Source organism: Chryseobacterium sp. G0201 (assembly GCF_003815655.1).
Taxonomy (GTDB): Bacteria; Bacteroidota; Bacteroidia; order Flavobacteriales; family Weeksellaceae; genus Chryseobacterium.
Window position 1 is genome coordinate 1,495,104 of record NZ_CP033917.1, and the last position, 14,473, is coordinate 1,509,576.

Below are 14,473 nucleotides of genomic sequence, written 5' to 3' on the forward strand. Positions count from 1 at the left end.
ATTAAAAAAATAAACTATTATGGTGATTGCCTTTGGCCTCCAGCATTATTGTTTCCGTGAGGTTTTCTTTCATTCATTTTATCTCTCATCATACCCTCAGATTGAAACAGCTTCAAGACTTTCTGGCAAGGAATAACTTCCTGCATTTTATCTGCATATTTTTTTCTATTATCTAATAATTTTTGTCCTACTTCAAAACTTTGCTGCAACTTTGCTTTTGCTTCTTCATCAGATAAAGTTTCCGGGTTGAAATTGGAATTGAACTGGCTTTTTATCTGTTTCTGGTTGTCAAGATATTCATTGTAGAGTTGTGTAAACTCTGCTTTATCATTTGCTTCAATATCAAGATTATCCATCACCATATTATTCCTAAACTTGGCAAGAAGAGCTTTTCTTTCTTCCGGAGAAAGATTATTTATTACCTCTTTTCTTTGTTTAGGATCCATCTTTTTCCAGTCATACTCCGTTTTTTGGGCATTTAAGCCAAAACCATAAATAATAAAAAGTGTAAATAATATCTTTTTCATCTCTCTTTAATTATATAAATCCAAATAAACATCCTGAGTCGAATTGCTTGCTAATTCTGATATTTCAGAGTTAGAAAACGAATCTAAATATTCATTCATTTGAGTTTCAGTTTTCTTCGAAACCGGCTTCACTGTTTTTGGCGTAGGCACTTCTTTTGTTTCTATATCTTGTGAAACGAAGCTTCTACTATTTTGATTTACAACTGTTTGATTGTTTTTTTCAACAGAAGTTAAATCAGATTTTAAAGTTTCATAAGCAATCTCGCTTTCTGACTTTGGTGCCTGAGTATCCGCTACATACTTTGCTCCGGAATTTCCAGCATCTTTTGCTGAATCATCATTTTGATTAAAAACAAAAGTAGCTCCAAATATCAATGCTAACGATGCAGCTGCTGCATAAGCCCAATTCAGTTTAAAAATAGGTGCTTTTTTCGTAGCTTTTACATCATTCATTACTTTTTCCTGAATATTTTCAAACAAATTATCAGGAACCTTGTAAATGTTTTTACGTTCTAATTTTTCTATATCGAACTCTTTCATGTCTTTTGCGTCTCAAAAATTATTTTTCGTAATTTTCCTTTATATATTCTTCTATTTTCTGCTTGGCATAATGATAATTTGTTTTCAAAGTCCCTACCGACATATCTACAATTTTAGATATTTCTTCGTAAGGCAAATCGTCATAATACCGCATCATAAATACCAGTTTCTGCTTTTCGGGCAGGCTTTGTATAGCACTCTGTAACAATATTTGTATCTCTTCTGCATCACTTGATACATTGTCTGCAATAAGATTCTGCATATAATATTCCGGATCTTCATCAGTCTTCTGCATTTTCTTTAGCTTATTTACCTGCTGTAATGCTTCGTTGGTTGCGATTCTGTACAGCCAGGTATACAACTGACTATCATTTTTGAACTGATGAAAATTCTGATATGCTTTAATGAATGTTTCCTGCAATGTATCCTGTGCAAGGTCACCATCCACAATGATCCTTCTTATATGCCAATACAATCTACTTTGATAAGCATCCATCAACACGCGAACTCCTTTCTCCTGAGTTCGTGGGTTTTCCATCAGCGTAATAATTTCCGCGTCCTTAATCTTCATAAGATGCTTTCATTGTTTTGGATTACAAAAATAATAGAAAGTTAAATTACTTATTCAATTTTTGATCCAAATATTGAAATAATATCAGATAGTTACGTTTTAAGCTTGAAGCAACAGGCAGTAGACGGATTTACAAAAACTTCCATCTTCTAGTATCTGTCTCCCTTTTTAAACTCATCTTAAAATATTATCTTTGTTTTATGCAAATTGTAATTATCGGTTCCGGAAATGTTGCCTATCATCTGGCAAAAGCTTTTGTTCTGAATAACATTCCATTAACTCAGATTTTTGGAAGGAACGAAAAGGATTTAAATAAAATTTCCGAAGAATTAAAAATTCCTTTCTCAACAGAAAAATTGGAAGATGCAGATCTGTATATTATTTGTGTAAGTGATAGTTCTGTAGAAAATGTTTCTAAATTAATCACTAAAAAAGATTGTTTGGTTGTACATACTTCAGGTTCATTGCCCAAGGAAATTCTATTAGGAGCGTACAGAAAATCAAGCTTTTATCCTTTACAGACTTTTTCTAAATCTAAAGAACTGAATTATGAAAAAATTCCTTTTTTCATAGAAACAGAAAATGAAGAAGATAAAAAAATTCTTTTTGAAATTGCTTCTAAAATTTCCAAGAATGTAATGGAAAGTACACATGAGAAAAGAAAATACATTCATCTCACGGCTGTTTTTGCTTGTAATTTTGTGAATCATCTTTTTTCAAGAGCGAAAGAAATTTCAGATTCTCAGGAGATTCCATTTGATTATTTTTTACCGTTAATTGACGAAACTGTTCAGAAAATTCATGAAATTGAACCTAAATCAGCCCAAACCGGTCCGGCAGTAAGAAATGATGCACGTATTTTGCAATTGCATGAACAATTATTGAAAGATGAAAGTCTGGAGATCTATAAAACAATGAATCATTCTATTAAAAAAATGTATGAGTTATAAAGAGAAATTAAAAGATATAAAAGCATTTGTATTTGATGTAGACGGCGTTTTCACAGATGGAAGCGTTTATCTGATGCCCGGAGGAAATATGTCGAGAGTTATGAATGTCTTAGATGGTTATGCAGTCGTTAAAGCCTTAAAAAACAATTATTTAATAGGAGTAATTACCGGCGGAAACGATGAAATGGTAAAACACAGAATTAATTATCTTGGAATTCAGGATTATTACCCAAAATCACACGACAAAATGGTTGACTTTGAAGATTTTAAATCAAAATACAATCTTAAAAACGAAGAAATTTTAACGATGGGAGACGATCTTCCGGATATTCATATGATGGAAGCTTCTGCTATTGCCACCTGTCCGGAAAATGCCGTTCCTGAAGTAAAGGGAATTTCTGATTATATTTCGCCAAAACAAGGTGGAAGCGGAGCCGTACGCGATGTCATTGAGCAGGTAATGAAAGTTCAGGGAAATTGGCATGAAGATAACACCCAATCTATTTAATTAATTGAAAATGAAATTACTATTAGCATCACAATCTCCAAGGAGAAAAGAACTTTTATCAAGTTTAGGATTCGATTTTGAGGTTGTAAAAATAGATTGTGAAGAAATCTTACCCGAAAATATTGAGATAGGAGAGGCCGCTGCTTATTTATCTGAATTAAAAGCAAATGCGTTCAGAAATCTTGTGGACGATGAAGTTTTACTGACATCAGATACAGTTGTTGCTATTGATAATCAAATCCTTGGGAAGCCGAAAAATGAAGCTGATGCAAAAAAAATGTTGCAACAATTATCTGGAACGACGCATCAAGTTTATACAGGAATTACCATTAAAACTTTATCTAAAACTATCACAGAAACAGATGTTGCCGATGTAGAGCTTGATGAAATTTCGGATGAAGAAATAGATTTTTACATTAAAAATTACAAACCTTTTGACAAAGCAGGAAGCTACGGCATCCAGGAATGGCTTGGAATGGCGAAAATTAAAAAACTATCAGGCAGCTATTATGCCATCATGGGACTTCCTACTCATTTGGTTTACAAAATTTTGAAAGAAATATAAATATTTTCAATATAAAATTTTATTATTTTTACAAAATCATCAATCTTTTGATAATAAAAAGTAAATTGGCTAGTTATATTGAATAATGAAAAAGAACATTTTATTCCTTTTAGTGGCTTGCATCGTTCTCTCTTGCGGATCAAAACCCAAGAGACCCGAGCAACGATCGAAGTTCATGAAAGGGTTTTCCACATATTATAATACACTATTTAATGCTAAAGATGCTTTAAACAGTGAATTTACGAGTAGAGATAAGGCTCATAAAGATAATTTTTATGCACCTTATATCCCAATTCTTACATACGAAGATCAACCTTTGGGAAGCGATCTTGGGCAATCTTCTGCGTTCGCTGAGAACACTATGAAAATAGCAGAAGTAAATAATCCTCCCAGCAGAAATGCTGCAGGAAGAGCGCCGGGAGCTCCTCCAGGTGCACCTCCGGGTATGCCAGGCGGGCTTAATGGTGGTAACCCAAACGGTCAATCAGAACAAAGCGATCAGCCCGAAAATAAAGGAGCCACAGTTCTAGAAATTGCAGAAGCAAAAGCTTTAAAAGCAATCAATAAATATTCGGTGATCAAAAACGGGGAAGAAAAAAATAAGAAAATCTTCGATGCTTACATCATTCTGGCACAATCAAGAATTTATCAGAACAAATCTGTGGAAGCTCTGGATGCTCTGAACTATGTTTTCACTCATATGAAGAATGACAAAAGGATTCCTTTAGCTAAAACTTATCAAGCTGCAGCATATGCTCAGTTAAAAGATTATCATAAAGCTCAGGAGATTTTCGCTCAATTGAAAACTGAAGATATTAGTAAAGATTATAAAAAAATATCAAGTATTTACTCTGCTGAATCGCTTTTGGATGCAGGAAAAAAAGAAGAAGCTACAAAAGAACTTGATAATGCTTTTGAATTAAACACCAACCGAAAACTGAAAAGCAGAATCGCCTTCTTAAGAGGTCAGGTGTTGGAAGGTTTAAACCAAAATGAAAAAGCAAGAGAAAGCTTTATGGCCGCATACAAATACGCCAATGATTTTGAATTTGAGGTTAAATCCCAGATTGAAATTGCCAAAACTTTTAACGGAAAAGGTGATTATGAAGGCGCCAGAAAGTATTTGGAAGATATCAGTAAAAAAGGAACTTACGGATCCAGAAAGAATGAATTTTATTATGCATTAGGTTTAATGGCCAACAAAGCAGGTAAAAAACAGGAAGCTCAGGATCTTTTCAAGAAATCTTTAAAAGAAAAGGTTTCAGATCTACAGGTTCGTGGTTTGGCTTACTATGAAATAGGAAAGGATTATCTTGATAAGAACGATTATATCGGAGCCGGAAGTTATTATGATTCCGCGCTTGTTGCAATGACTTACGAGCCTTCAAAAGTGCTTTTGCAGGAACAGTCTATCAACATCAAGAAAATATCAAAAAACTATTATCTGATCAAAAAAAATGACAGTATTCTTTCTCTAGCAAAGATGTCTGAAGCTCAAAAAACAGATTTCTTCTCTAAACATATCGCCAAATTAAAAATAAAAGAAGAAAAAGAAGAGCTTGAGAGAAGACGTGCAGAAAGAGCCAAAGGCTTTGATACAGGGGATTACAGTGCCAATTCTATTTTTGCCAATAGTTCTAATGGTTTTGAGGATTTCGGGACAAGTACAAAAGGTTTTTATTTCAGTAATACCGGTACCGTATCTAAAGGATCTTCAACATTTAAACAAGTTTGGGGAGACAGAGCGCTTGTCGATAACTGGCGTTATTCTAAGAAAATGGCAACGATCGATGATATGAAAAACGAGGCGTTGGGCGTTACTTCAGCACCTAATCCCAGACGTTTTGAACCTTCTTTCTATATTGAGCAGATTCCTACTGATGTAGGCAAATTAGACCAGCTTAAGAAGGATAGGGACACTGCTTCTCTAGGTTTGGGTATCATGTATCAGAATTATTTTACCAATACCCCTTTAGCTACAAAAACTTTATATGATCTTGTAGATGTAAAACCTGAAGAAAAAGTAATGCTACAGGCTTTATATGAGATTTTTAACATGAATTATGAAAAAAATCCTCAGATTGCAGAAAGAGCGAAGTCAATTTTGTTAAAAGATTATCCTTACACGTCGTATGCAGAATTTGCCAGAAATCCTAAGAACAGTACTTTTGTAAAATCTTCCGAAGATGTTCAGAATGAATATAAAAAGGCCTACGCGTTATTTGAAGCAGAAAAGTTTGCAGAAAGTAAAGCAGTCATAGAAGCAGCTATTCAGAAATATCCGAAAGATGCTCTGGTACCTAAATTCTCATTATTAAATGCATTTAATACCGGAAAATCAAGTGGAAAAGAGGTAATGATCCTTCAATTGGAACAAATTGCTTTAAATTATGGTAAAACCCCCGAAGGAATCAAAGCGAAAGAAATGCTAAATTATTTAAAGAGTGAGCTTTCTTTCCAGGAAACTGATAATAAAGGAAATACCATCCAGAAACCGGGTACTAACCCGCTACAGCAACCTTCATCGATGAATATGAATAATCCGGGGCAAATAAATAATAGCACGAACGCTATACCAACTAAGCCAGAATCTACAACTGTTCAGCCATCTCCGTCCGCAAATTCTGCTGCAGTGCTTTTAGATGAAAGTGTTCCGCCACCAACTCAACCAGGTAATACACCGGGACAAAAACCAAAAACTCAAGCTCCGGCAAAACCAAAATAAAATAAGAAAGCGAAGATTACTCTTCGCTTTTTTTTATGTAGTTGTTTATTATTTCGTTAAATAGAATCAGGTGATTTCTTTTTCTTTACTCCATGAAAATCTTTCAAATAAAATGGTTCGAAATAAGCAATATCTTCAAACTCCTTATTTTCAATTTTTTCTAATGTTTTCTTTACTAAATATTGTGCAGAAGGGTAGATGGTCTCATTAAAATCAGCATTCGGAAGCTGTATAATTTCCTGTGCTTTTTTAGCTCCGTCTCCTACAAACAATACTTTTTTATCTTTAAATTCTTCAAAAGAAGTTTCATCTAGAATCTTTGCTTCAGTCTGGGAAAGTTCTTTTCCGTTTTTGCCGTCATAAACGGCCGTATAAACCTCCATTCTTCTTGCATCGATCAATGGAATGATATAATCATAGTTTTGGTCTAAAAAAGGCTCTATCATTGTGTCAAGAGAATTAACTGCAACCAATGGAATCTTTAATCCATAACAAAAACCTTTTGCTGAAGAAGCGCCAATTCTTAATCCGGTGTAAGAACCCGGACCTTTTCCTAAAGACACCGCCTGAATCTCTTTCATGGAGATTCCAGCACCTTCCAAAGCCCATTCTACAAAAGTGTGCAGACTTTCTGACTGCTTATAATTATCTGAAACTTCTTCGCAAACGCACAATAACTTATCATTGTCTGAAATTGCTACAGAACAGTTTTTTGAAGATGTTTCGAGGTATAAAATTTTCATTTTTAATAATTAAATCTATCCAATATTTCATCAAACTAAAAGAAGTTTTAAAGATTTCTACGAAAGACAAAGTTTGGAATTATTCTATTTTGCAAATTTATGGCTTTATTTCGATACTCTGACGGCTCCAGAGTTTCTAGACAGAATTCTTTTTCATCCAAATTTCCAATAAAACCAGCTTCATCTCAAAACTTTGATCTTTATATAAACCTGATACTTGGATTTTTCTTCTGATACTGGCGAATTTCTTATGCTTTTTAATCTCAGAAATTTCAATTTGCTTGATTTCTTTATAGATCACTTTTTTACTCGAAAAGTCTTTTTTAAAATCATCAAAATTCTGAGTCCAGCCGTTTGAATGACCAAAAGATACATCGGAAGACAAAATATTAATTATTTTATTGTCGTTATTCTGCATGTATTGATCTAAAAGTGAAATACTTTCAAATAACTTTGCGTCTTTTTGACTTGTTTTAAAACTCTGACAACTCCAAAAAGTGAATGAAAGAAGTAGGAAACAAAGTGCTAATTTTCTCACCTTATTTTCTGTAAATCGTTCTCGGTTCTGCCTGAGCAGTAGGGTAGATTGTCATATCAGAAACACTCACATGCTTTGGAGCGTTGACACAATAAGCGATCGCATCAGAAATATCTTCAGCTTTTAAGGCTTCATATCCGGCATACACTGTGGAAGCTCTTTCGCTGTCACCTTTAAATCTAATTAAAGAAAAGTCTGTTTCTACGGCTCCTGGTTGAATATTGGTAACCTTAATTCCAAATTCTGTTAATTCTATTCTCATTCCTTCGGAAATTACGTCAACCGCTTTTTTGGTAGCGCAATACACAACTCCGTTGGCATACGTTTGTCTTGCTGCCACAGAACTGATATTTACAATATGTCCGGAATTTCTTTCTTTCATTCTTGGAATAATCATTTTAGAAACATATAAGATACCCTTTACATTTCCGTCGATCATAGAATCCCAATCTCTTGTGTTGCCTGCCGAAAGAGGTTCAAGACCATGAGCGTTTCCTGCATTATTAATGAGAACATCAATATTCTTCCATTCTTCCGGAAGCGAGTTTATCGCGTTCTCAACTTCTTGATGATTCCTTACATCAAATTTCAAACTAAATATTTCGGTATATTGAGAAAGTTCAGTTTTTAGAGATTCTAAGACCTCAATTCTTCTTCCGCAAATAATAATTCTGTTTCCTTGTTTTGCAAAAAGTTCTGCAGTGGATTTTCCTATTCCGGAGGTTGCTCCTGTGATGAGTATTGTTTTCATAAAATTTTCAATTTTAAATGTAGCAGTCTAAAAATTTATCAATGTAATAATCATTGGTAAAATGCTAGATTGATACATTGTTACACTTATACTAATTAGCATCAAATGCCTCAAAAGCATCTATTATATGCTCTATAACCAGTCTTCCTTTTTCATCGGGAAGAACTGAAATGATATCAAATCTTACTTCCTGATTTTTATTAAACTCTTCTAAATAATGATTCGTAGCCGAAACTATTAATGATATTTTTCTTTTATTAACGGCTTCTTGAGGCAGCATAAAAGCATCTGTTGAACGAGCTTTTACTTCGACAACAACTATTAAACTATCTTTTTCGGTGATAATATCAATCTCTGCTTTTTGATAACGAAAGTTTCTTATTAAAATTTTGTAGCCGTTCTTTTGTAGAAATTCTACAGCTAGGTCTTCTGCTTTTTTCCCGAGGTCGTTATGGTTTGCCATCTTATTTTTTATTAAATCTTGCTGCCTTTCCTTCGGATGCAATTTCAAATTCTTCTTCTATCCAAGATAGCAATTCATGGTGAAAATTCAGAAATAATTCTTTATTTTCTCCTTCAATAAGAGTTTCAGAAATATCGTAAGGAATATGAATAGTTTGCTCCTCTTTATTAATTTCTAATTTATAATATTCACTTTTTGAATGGGCAGAAGTAGAGTAAATAATTTTATCCGACTTTACTATTTTAGGAACAATAATCTTTAAGTTCAATCCTAAAATAGTTTTAATTTTCTGCTCTAGATCTTCTGATAATTTGTCCCTTATTATTGTAAATCTTCGTAATTGTTTTCTTTCAAAATCATTATCAGGAAGATGATCAAATTTAATATACCAGAAAAATTTTAGACAAAATTCAAAAGTATCAGAAATGTATAAATCTTTCAAAACAAAATCACCAATGAATCCAGGACTGAAATGATATTCAAAGATTATATTATCCATTTCTAAAATTCAACTTGTACCTTACTTTCAATTTTCAGTTTAACCTCGCTTCCAATAATCAAAGGTCGGTTGTCTTTAATATGACCATTCGGGAAACCAAAAGCAACAGGAAATTTATATTTTGAAAGTCTCTCTGAGATCAATTTATAAGCGAATTCATCGAAGCTATTATTATATTGGGTATTCTCTTTTTCATCTCCCATGTTGGTCATTCCTCCAACAATCAGTCCTGAAATTTTAGTAAAAACTCCGGCTAATTCTAAACTCATAATCATTCGGTCAAGAGCATAAAAATTTTCACCGATATCTTCGATGAATAAAATTTTATCTTTAAAATCAAATGAGTATTTGGTTCCTAAAAGAGCATAAATCAGGGCTAAATTCCCTCCAACCAATTCTCCCTTAGTATTTCCTTTTTTATTAAATTGATTGGGTTTTATGATGTATTTTGGAGCTTTTCCTTTTAAAACATCAAAGATCAAATCATAACTTTCGTCTGTAACCCCGAAACTTGAAGTTTTAATCGTCTGTCCATGAATAGAAGCAAAGCCTTTCTTCAACAAATAACTTTGGATCACGGTATTGTCAGAATAACCGATATACCATTTCGGATTTTCTATAAATTTGTTAAGCTTCAGATGCTGAATCAGATGCTGACAACCATATCCGCCTCTGGAAGCCCAGACTGCAGAAATTTCTTTATCATTTAAAGCCCAATTGATATCTTTTATTCTTTCCTTTTCTGTTCCTGCATAATTGTATCCGTTTGAGAATTTAGTATAAAGATGTTCACCTAAAACAGGCACAAAACCTTTATTCTTGATCATCTTAATTCCATTTTCTAGTTGAGATGCATCAACAGCACCTGCAGGGGAAATAACAGCTATTTTATCACCTTTTTTAAGGGATTTTGGAAAGATTATTTTTTTCATTTGTTTTTTTGATATTTCACTTCAGTTTTTTCTGCTTCTTCTAATCGTTTATCAAATTGGTTGAATTTTTTAAAGCTCTGTAAAAAGATAAAGAAACTGAAAAGTATAAGGATTCCGCCAACGATTCTTCTGATCTGATTGGCTAATTTTTGTGTTAATTTATCGTGGAATTGCTTTGCCAAAAAGATTTTAGCAAGATCAATACATAAATACGTTCCAATCACCAAACCAATATAAAGAATAAAATTACCCGTATCAGGATATTCTTTTCTCACCGAAATTACGGTAACCAGCCAGAAAAGGATAACTCCAACATTTAAAAGATTAAAGAAAAAACCATTCATAAAGGTTTTAAAATAATTTTGACTGATGATCTTTTCTTCACCCGGCATGTGCATTTTGGTTTTCGTGACCATCATGACAATTCCGTATACGAAGATAAGGATGGAGGTGATTCTATAAAATCCGGGATGCTTGTCTATTAAACTCACGAGGTCTGCGCTCGCATAATACGCCGCAATAATGCACAACAAATCTGCTGTAATTACTCCTACATCTAAGGCCAAGGCATGTTTTGGCCCTCTCGAGAAGCTGGTTTCTATTAATAAGAAAAATATTGGTCCGATAAAAACAAGACTCAACATGAATCCCAGAATAACAGCAGAAAGTACTAATTCAAACATTTAAAAATTGTTTCTCTTCCAAATTTAAAAATTATATTTCTATTTGTCGATAAAATCCAATTCTTTTAGGTTTTGAAACGCAATTTGGAAACTTTTTAAAAACAAAAAGACCGCAAAATTTGCAGTCTTTTATATTATATTGTGATATTTATTTAATCAACAATCTTAAAGTCTAATTGTTTTTGAATCAAATTAGCTTTAACCACTTTTATTTGAACCTGATCTCCCAGCTGGTATCTTTTACCTGTTCTTGAACCATAAACGGCATGTGTAGATTTATCATACGTATAAGAATCATCCATAAGATCTCTTAATTTAATCAATCCTTCGGCACCGTTTTCAGGAATTTCTACCCAGAAACCGAATTCAGCAACACCGGAAATTACACCATTGAAAGTTTCTCCCAAGTGTTTTTCCATAAATTTCACCTGCATGAATTTAATTGAATCTCTTTCAGCATCAGCGGCCAATCTTTCTCTTGAGCTACAATATTTTGCTTTCTCTTCAACTTCTTCTCTACTGGTAGATTTTCCTCCATCCAGATAATGTTGAAGAAGACGGTGAGCAATCAAATCCGGATAACGACGGATAGGAGAGGTAAAGTGAGAATAATAGTCAAATCCCAATCCGTAGTGACCGATAGGATCTGTAGAATAAACTGCTTTACTCATACTTCGCATCGCTAACGTTTCAACCATATTTTCTTCGCCTTTTCCTTTTACATCACTTAGTAATTGGTTTAAAGATTCAGCTACTTTTTTGGTATTAGCCAAATCCATTTTATATCCAAAAGTAGAAACAAAATCTCTTAGAGCCTCTAATTTTGCTGGATCAGGATCATCGTGAATCCTGTAAATGAATGTATTATTTGTAGGCGATCCTTTTTTAGATAGTGAAACGAATTCTGATACTTTTTTATTCGCTAAAAGCATGAATTCTTCAATCAGGTGATTTGAATCTTTACTTACTTTAAAGTAAACCCCGATCGGCTGATTGTTTTCATCAAGATTAAATCTTACTTCGCTTCTGTCAAACGTGATCGCACCCTGTCTGATACGCTCTGCACGCATGATTTTTGCTAAATTATCAAGAACTAAAATCTCTTCAGTATAATCTCCTTCTTTATTTTCAATTCTTTCCTGAGCTTCCTCGTACGTAAACCTTCTGTCTGAATGAATTACCGTTCTACCAAACCATTGCTTCTGGATTTCTGCGTTGTCATTTAATTCAAAAACTGCTGAGAACGTAAATTTATCTTCATTTGGACGAAGTGAACAAACATCGTTACTTAAAACTTCCGGTAGCATCGGAACAACTCGGTCAACTAAATATACCGATGTAGCTCTTTCGTACGCTTCATCATCCAAAATAGTTCCCGGAGTTACGTAATGAGAAACGTCTGCAATATGCACCCCAATTTCCCAGTTTCCGTTATCCAGTTTTCTTATAGATAAAGCATCATCAAAATCTTTTGCATCTTTCGGGTCAATGGTAAAGGTTGTGATACCTCTCATATCCCAACGTTTAGCAACTTCTTCTTCGGTAATTCGTCTGTCGATTTTATCGGCATCTGCTTCAACTTCCTCAGGGAATTGATAAGGTAAACCATATTCCGCAAGGATAGAGTGAATTTCAGTCTCATGCTCACCAGGAGCACCTAAAACTTTGATAATTTCACCTTCAGGATTTTTATCTCCAGGTCGCCATTCTGTCATTTTTACAACAACTTTATCACCATCCTGAGCCCCTCCGAATTTTCCTTTTGGAATAAAAATATCTGTGTTGATTGATTTTTTATCACAAACAACAAATCCGAAATCTTTATGCGTAACAACCTGTAAAGTTCCTACAAATTCTGTTCTGTTTCTTTCCAAAACCTCTAAAACAGAACCTTCCAGTTTCTTTCCTTTATAAGTATAGGTGACGATCAAAACTTTATCGCCCTGTAGTGCATCTTTCACATTTTTAGAGTGAATGAAAACATCATCTTCAAGACCTTCAACTCGTACATAGGCATTTCCTGATTGGTTAAAATCAATAGTTCCGGTTAAAGTTCCTGCAATATTCAGGTTTAATATGTATTTCCCTTTTTCAGTTTCCTTAATTCTTTCAGAAGCCTGAAGTTTATGTAAAGCCTGAATTACAAGCTCTCTCTGTCTTGGATTTTTATGATCAATTCCGTCTGAGATCTGCTTATAATTATAGATCTTCGTAGAATTTTCAGTCATGAAACGCACGATCAATCTACCGATTTCCATCAGCTTATGATCATTTTTCTGACTTATATATTTTTTCTTTTTTGGCATTTTTTAATTTTCTTTATTAATTACTTTTGGTTTTAAAAATCATTATTAAAACCACTTTTTACTTTAAAATCATCTAAAAATCTATTATATAAGATGATTTTATTTTTTGTTTAGTTTAAACAACTACATCAATTTTCCTTCCTTTTTTATAGTTGGATTTTTGTTTTGTATAAATTTAATACAAATATGGAGAAGAGGGGAGAAAAACCTTCTATTAAATATCTGTTAAATATTATATAGGTTTTGAGAAGTAAGTATGGAATATGTTCTCTATTCAACACGCAAATATACAAAATAAAAAATAAATAAGGCTTGCAATTTGATTTACAAGCCTTTATATGTTTAGCAAAATGCTATTTTGTCAACTCTGCCTTGGTGTCTGCCACCTTCAAAATCTGTAGAAAGAAATTGATTTACTATTTCAATAGCTACCTCTTTTGAGATGAACCTTGCAGGAATCGAAATCATGTTCGCATCATTATGCTGTCTTGCCAAACTTGCAATCTCGGGCATCCAACAAAGAGCGCAACGAATTTTCTGATGTTTGTTCGCCGTGATCTGAACACCGTTTCCGCTTCCGCATAGAAGAATACCCAGCTCATTTTCTCCATTTTCAACAGAGGTCGCTGCGGGGTGTACAAAGTCAGGATAATCCACACTGTCTGTGGAAAACGTTCCAAAATCCTGAACATCAAAGTTTTCTGATAAATAGTTCTTAACAATCTCCTTATACTCGAAGCCAGCGTGGTCTGCAGCAATAGCAATTTTTCTTTTCATAATTCTTGAATTAAACTTTTTTAGACATATTTCCACACAAATGTAAGTATAATGTGGATAACTCTTGAATTTTTGGGGATTAATTGTGAAAAGCCTTGTGGGTAAGTGTTGAAAAAACTTCTGAAATAAACCTTTTGTAACATTAAAAAAAGTTGTAATGAAAATTGCGTCCAAAAATTTTAACATTTTTTTTCAAAAAGTTTACTGGCAGATTTCTTCAACTTTTCCATAAATCAGTTATTAATAATTGGAATTGGGGAAAAGTTATCCATATTTGTTAGTAACCAATAGAAAAATCAGATTTACAATAGATTATAATGTAAATAAAATGTTAGTAGCGTACAAATTAAGTGTTATAAAGTATTTCAAAAAAACTTATCCCCTAAACTAACAAC

General features: G+C 33.4%; 16 protein-coding genes. 4 read left to right on the top strand and 12 right to left on the bottom strand.

Annotated elements, in window-relative coordinates; genetic code table 11:
* Positions 1 to 17: 17 nt before the first annotated feature.
* The 3 genes from EG348_RS06620 to EG348_RS06630 are packed head-to-tail and all read right to left on the bottom strand — an operon-like array spanning position 18 to position 1,638.
* Positions 18 to 527, bottom strand: coding sequence for a hypothetical protein (locus EG348_RS06620; protein ID WP_123981793.1), 510 nt, complete (start codon positions 525 to 527; stop codon positions 18 to 20).
* Positions 528 to 533: 6 nt separating this feature from the next.
* Positions 534 to 1,067, bottom strand: coding sequence for a hypothetical protein (locus EG348_RS06625; RefSeq protein WP_123981795.1), 534 nt, complete (start codon positions 1,065 to 1,067; stop codon positions 534 to 536).
* 19 nt (positions 1,068 to 1,086) lie between these two features.
* Positions 1,087 to 1,638, bottom strand: a complete 552-nt coding sequence (locus EG348_RS06630) for an RNA polymerase sigma factor (protein ID WP_123981797.1) — start codon at positions 1,636 to 1,638, stop codon at positions 1,087 to 1,089.
* 200 nt (positions 1,639 to 1,838) lie between these two features.
* On the opposite strand from EG348_RS06630, the gene EG348_RS06635 reads away from it, so the two are divergent.
* From EG348_RS06635 to EG348_RS06650, 4 genes are all read left to right on the top strand, one after another.
* The gene (locus tag EG348_RS06635; RefSeq protein ID WP_123981799.1) at positions 1,839 to 2,588 is read left to right on the top strand and encodes a Rossmann-like and DUF2520 domain-containing protein; all 750 of its coding nucleotides are present in this window, start codon (positions 1,839 to 1,841) and stop codon (positions 2,586 to 2,588) included.
* Positions 2,578 to 3,096: a KdsC family phosphatase gene (locus EG348_RS06640; protein WP_123981801.1), complete on the top strand. Its 519-nt coding sequence runs from the start codon at positions 2,578 to 2,580 to the stop codon at positions 3,094 to 3,096. The genes EG348_RS06635 and EG348_RS06640 overlap by 11 nt, the downstream gene beginning before the upstream one ends.
* Before the next feature lie 10 nt (positions 3,097 to 3,106).
* Positions 3,107 to 3,661 carry a Maf family protein gene (locus EG348_RS06645; protein ID WP_123981803.1) on the top strand — a complete coding sequence of 185 codons (555 nt, stop codon included), beginning with the start codon at positions 3,107 to 3,109 and terminating at the stop codon, positions 3,659 to 3,661.
* An 85-nt stretch (positions 3,662 to 3,746) separates the two neighbouring features.
* Positions 3,747 to 6,386 carry a tetratricopeptide repeat protein gene (locus tag EG348_RS06650; RefSeq protein ID WP_164463261.1) on the top strand — a complete coding sequence of 880 codons (2,640 nt, stop codon included), beginning with the start codon at positions 3,747 to 3,749 and terminating at the stop codon, positions 6,384 to 6,386.
* Positions 6,387 to 6,442: 56 nt separating this feature from the next.
* Here EG348_RS06650 and tsaB read toward each other — a convergent pair whose 3' ends face one another.
* From tsaB to rpiB, 9 genes are all read right to left on the bottom strand, one after another.
* The gene (gene tsaB / locus EG348_RS06655; RefSeq protein ID WP_123981805.1) at positions 6,443 to 7,129 is read right to left on the bottom strand and encodes a tRNA (adenosine(37)-N6)-threonylcarbamoyltransferase complex dimerization subunit type 1 TsaB; all 687 of its coding nucleotides are present in this window, start codon (positions 7,127 to 7,129) and stop codon (positions 6,443 to 6,445) included.
* A gap of 136 nt (positions 7,130 to 7,265) precedes the next feature.
* Complete coding sequence (locus tag EG348_RS06660) at positions 7,266 to 7,667, bottom strand: hypothetical protein (RefSeq protein WP_123981807.1); 402 nt, start codon at positions 7,665 to 7,667, stop codon at positions 7,266 to 7,268.
* 1 nt (position 7,668) lies between these two features.
* The gene (locus tag EG348_RS06665; RefSeq protein ID WP_123981809.1) at positions 7,669 to 8,418 is read right to left on the bottom strand and encodes an SDR family NAD(P)-dependent oxidoreductase; all 750 of its coding nucleotides are present in this window, start codon (positions 8,416 to 8,418) and stop codon (positions 7,669 to 7,671) included.
* Positions 8,419 to 8,509: 91 nt separating this feature from the next.
* Positions 8,510 to 8,881 carry a YraN family protein gene (locus EG348_RS06670; RefSeq protein WP_123981811.1) on the bottom strand — a complete coding sequence of 124 codons (372 nt, stop codon included), beginning with the start codon at positions 8,879 to 8,881 and terminating at the stop codon, positions 8,510 to 8,512.
* A gap of 1 nt (position 8,882) precedes the next feature.
* Positions 8,883 to 9,380, bottom strand: coding sequence for a hypothetical protein (locus EG348_RS06675; RefSeq protein ID WP_123981813.1), 498 nt, complete (start codon positions 9,378 to 9,380; stop codon positions 8,883 to 8,885).
* A gap of 2 nt (positions 9,381 to 9,382) precedes the next feature.
* Positions 9,383 to 10,312 (bottom strand): LD-carboxypeptidase, encoded by a 930-nt coding sequence (locus EG348_RS06680; protein ID WP_123981815.1) that lies wholly within the window; start codon positions 10,310 to 10,312, stop codon positions 9,383 to 9,385.
* Positions 10,309 to 10,995 carry a LysE family translocator gene (locus EG348_RS06685; RefSeq protein ID WP_123981817.1) on the bottom strand — a complete coding sequence of 229 codons (687 nt, stop codon included), beginning with the start codon at positions 10,993 to 10,995 and terminating at the stop codon, positions 10,309 to 10,311. Before EG348_RS06685 ends, EG348_RS06680 begins: the two co-directional genes overlap by 4 nt.
* 152 nt (positions 10,996 to 11,147) lie before the next feature.
* A complete protein-coding gene (rnr, locus tag EG348_RS06690) occupies positions 11,148 to 13,301 on the bottom strand; it encodes a ribonuclease R (RefSeq protein WP_123981819.1) in 2,154 nt (717 codons plus the stop codon).
* Between the two features lie 342 nt (positions 13,302 to 13,643).
* A complete protein-coding gene (gene rpiB / locus EG348_RS06695) occupies positions 13,644 to 14,078 on the bottom strand; it encodes a ribose 5-phosphate isomerase B (protein WP_123981821.1) in 435 nt (144 codons plus the stop codon).
* Between the last annotated feature and the right edge of the window lie 395 nt (positions 14,079 to 14,473).

What these genes read in the sequence shown, in the direction of transcription:
- EG348_RS06620 (WP_123981793.1), bottom strand. Translation starts at nt 527, where the DNA reads ATGAAAAAGATATTATTTACACTTTTTATTATTTATGGTTTTGGCTTA.
- EG348_RS06625 (WP_123981795.1), bottom strand. Translation starts at nt 1,067, where the DNA reads ATGAAAGAGTTCGATATAGAAAAATTAGAACGTAAAAACATTTACAAG.
- EG348_RS06630 (WP_123981797.1), bottom strand. Translation starts at nt 1,638, where the DNA reads ATGAAGATTAAGGACGCGGAAATTATTACGCTGATGGAAAACCCACGA.
- EG348_RS06635 (WP_123981799.1), top strand. Translation starts at nt 1,839, where the DNA reads ATGCAAATTGTAATTATCGGTTCCGGAAATGTTGCCTATCATCTGGCA.
- EG348_RS06640 (WP_123981801.1), top strand. Translation starts at nt 2,578, where the DNA reads ATGAGTTATAAAGAGAAATTAAAAGATATAAAAGCATTTGTATTTGAT.
- EG348_RS06645 (WP_123981803.1), top strand. Translation starts at nt 3,107, where the DNA reads ATGAAATTACTATTAGCATCACAATCTCCAAGGAGAAAAGAACTTTTA.
- EG348_RS06650 (WP_164463261.1), top strand. Translation starts at nt 3,747, where the DNA reads ATGAAAAAGAACATTTTATTCCTTTTAGTGGCTTGCATCGTTCTCTCT.
- tsaB (WP_123981805.1), bottom strand. Translation starts at nt 7,129, where the DNA reads ATGAAAATTTTATACCTCGAAACATCTTCAAAAAACTGTTCTGTAGCA.
- EG348_RS06665 (WP_123981809.1), bottom strand. Translation starts at nt 8,418, where the DNA reads ATGAAAACAATACTCATCACAGGAGCAACCTCCGGAATAGGAAAATCC.
- EG348_RS06670 (WP_123981811.1), bottom strand. Translation starts at nt 8,881, where the DNA reads ATGGCAAACCATAACGACCTCGGGAAAAAAGCAGAAGACCTAGCTGTA.
- EG348_RS06675 (WP_123981813.1), bottom strand. Translation starts at nt 9,380, where the DNA reads ATGGATAATATAATCTTTGAATATCATTTCAGTCCTGGATTCATTGGT.
- EG348_RS06680 (WP_123981815.1), bottom strand. Translation starts at nt 10,312, where the DNA reads ATGAAAAAAATAATCTTTCCAAAATCCCTTAAAAAAGGTGATAAAATA.
- EG348_RS06685 (WP_123981817.1), bottom strand. Translation starts at nt 10,995, where the DNA reads ATGTTTGAATTAGTACTTTCTGCTGTTATTCTGGGATTCATGTTGAGT.
- rnr (WP_123981819.1), bottom strand. Translation starts at nt 13,301, where the DNA reads ATGCCAAAAAAGAAAAAATATATAAGTCAGAAAAATGATCATAAGCTG.
- rpiB (WP_123981821.1), bottom strand. Translation starts at nt 14,078, where the DNA reads ATGAAAAGAAAAATTGCTATTGCTGCAGACCACGCTGGCTTCGAGTAT.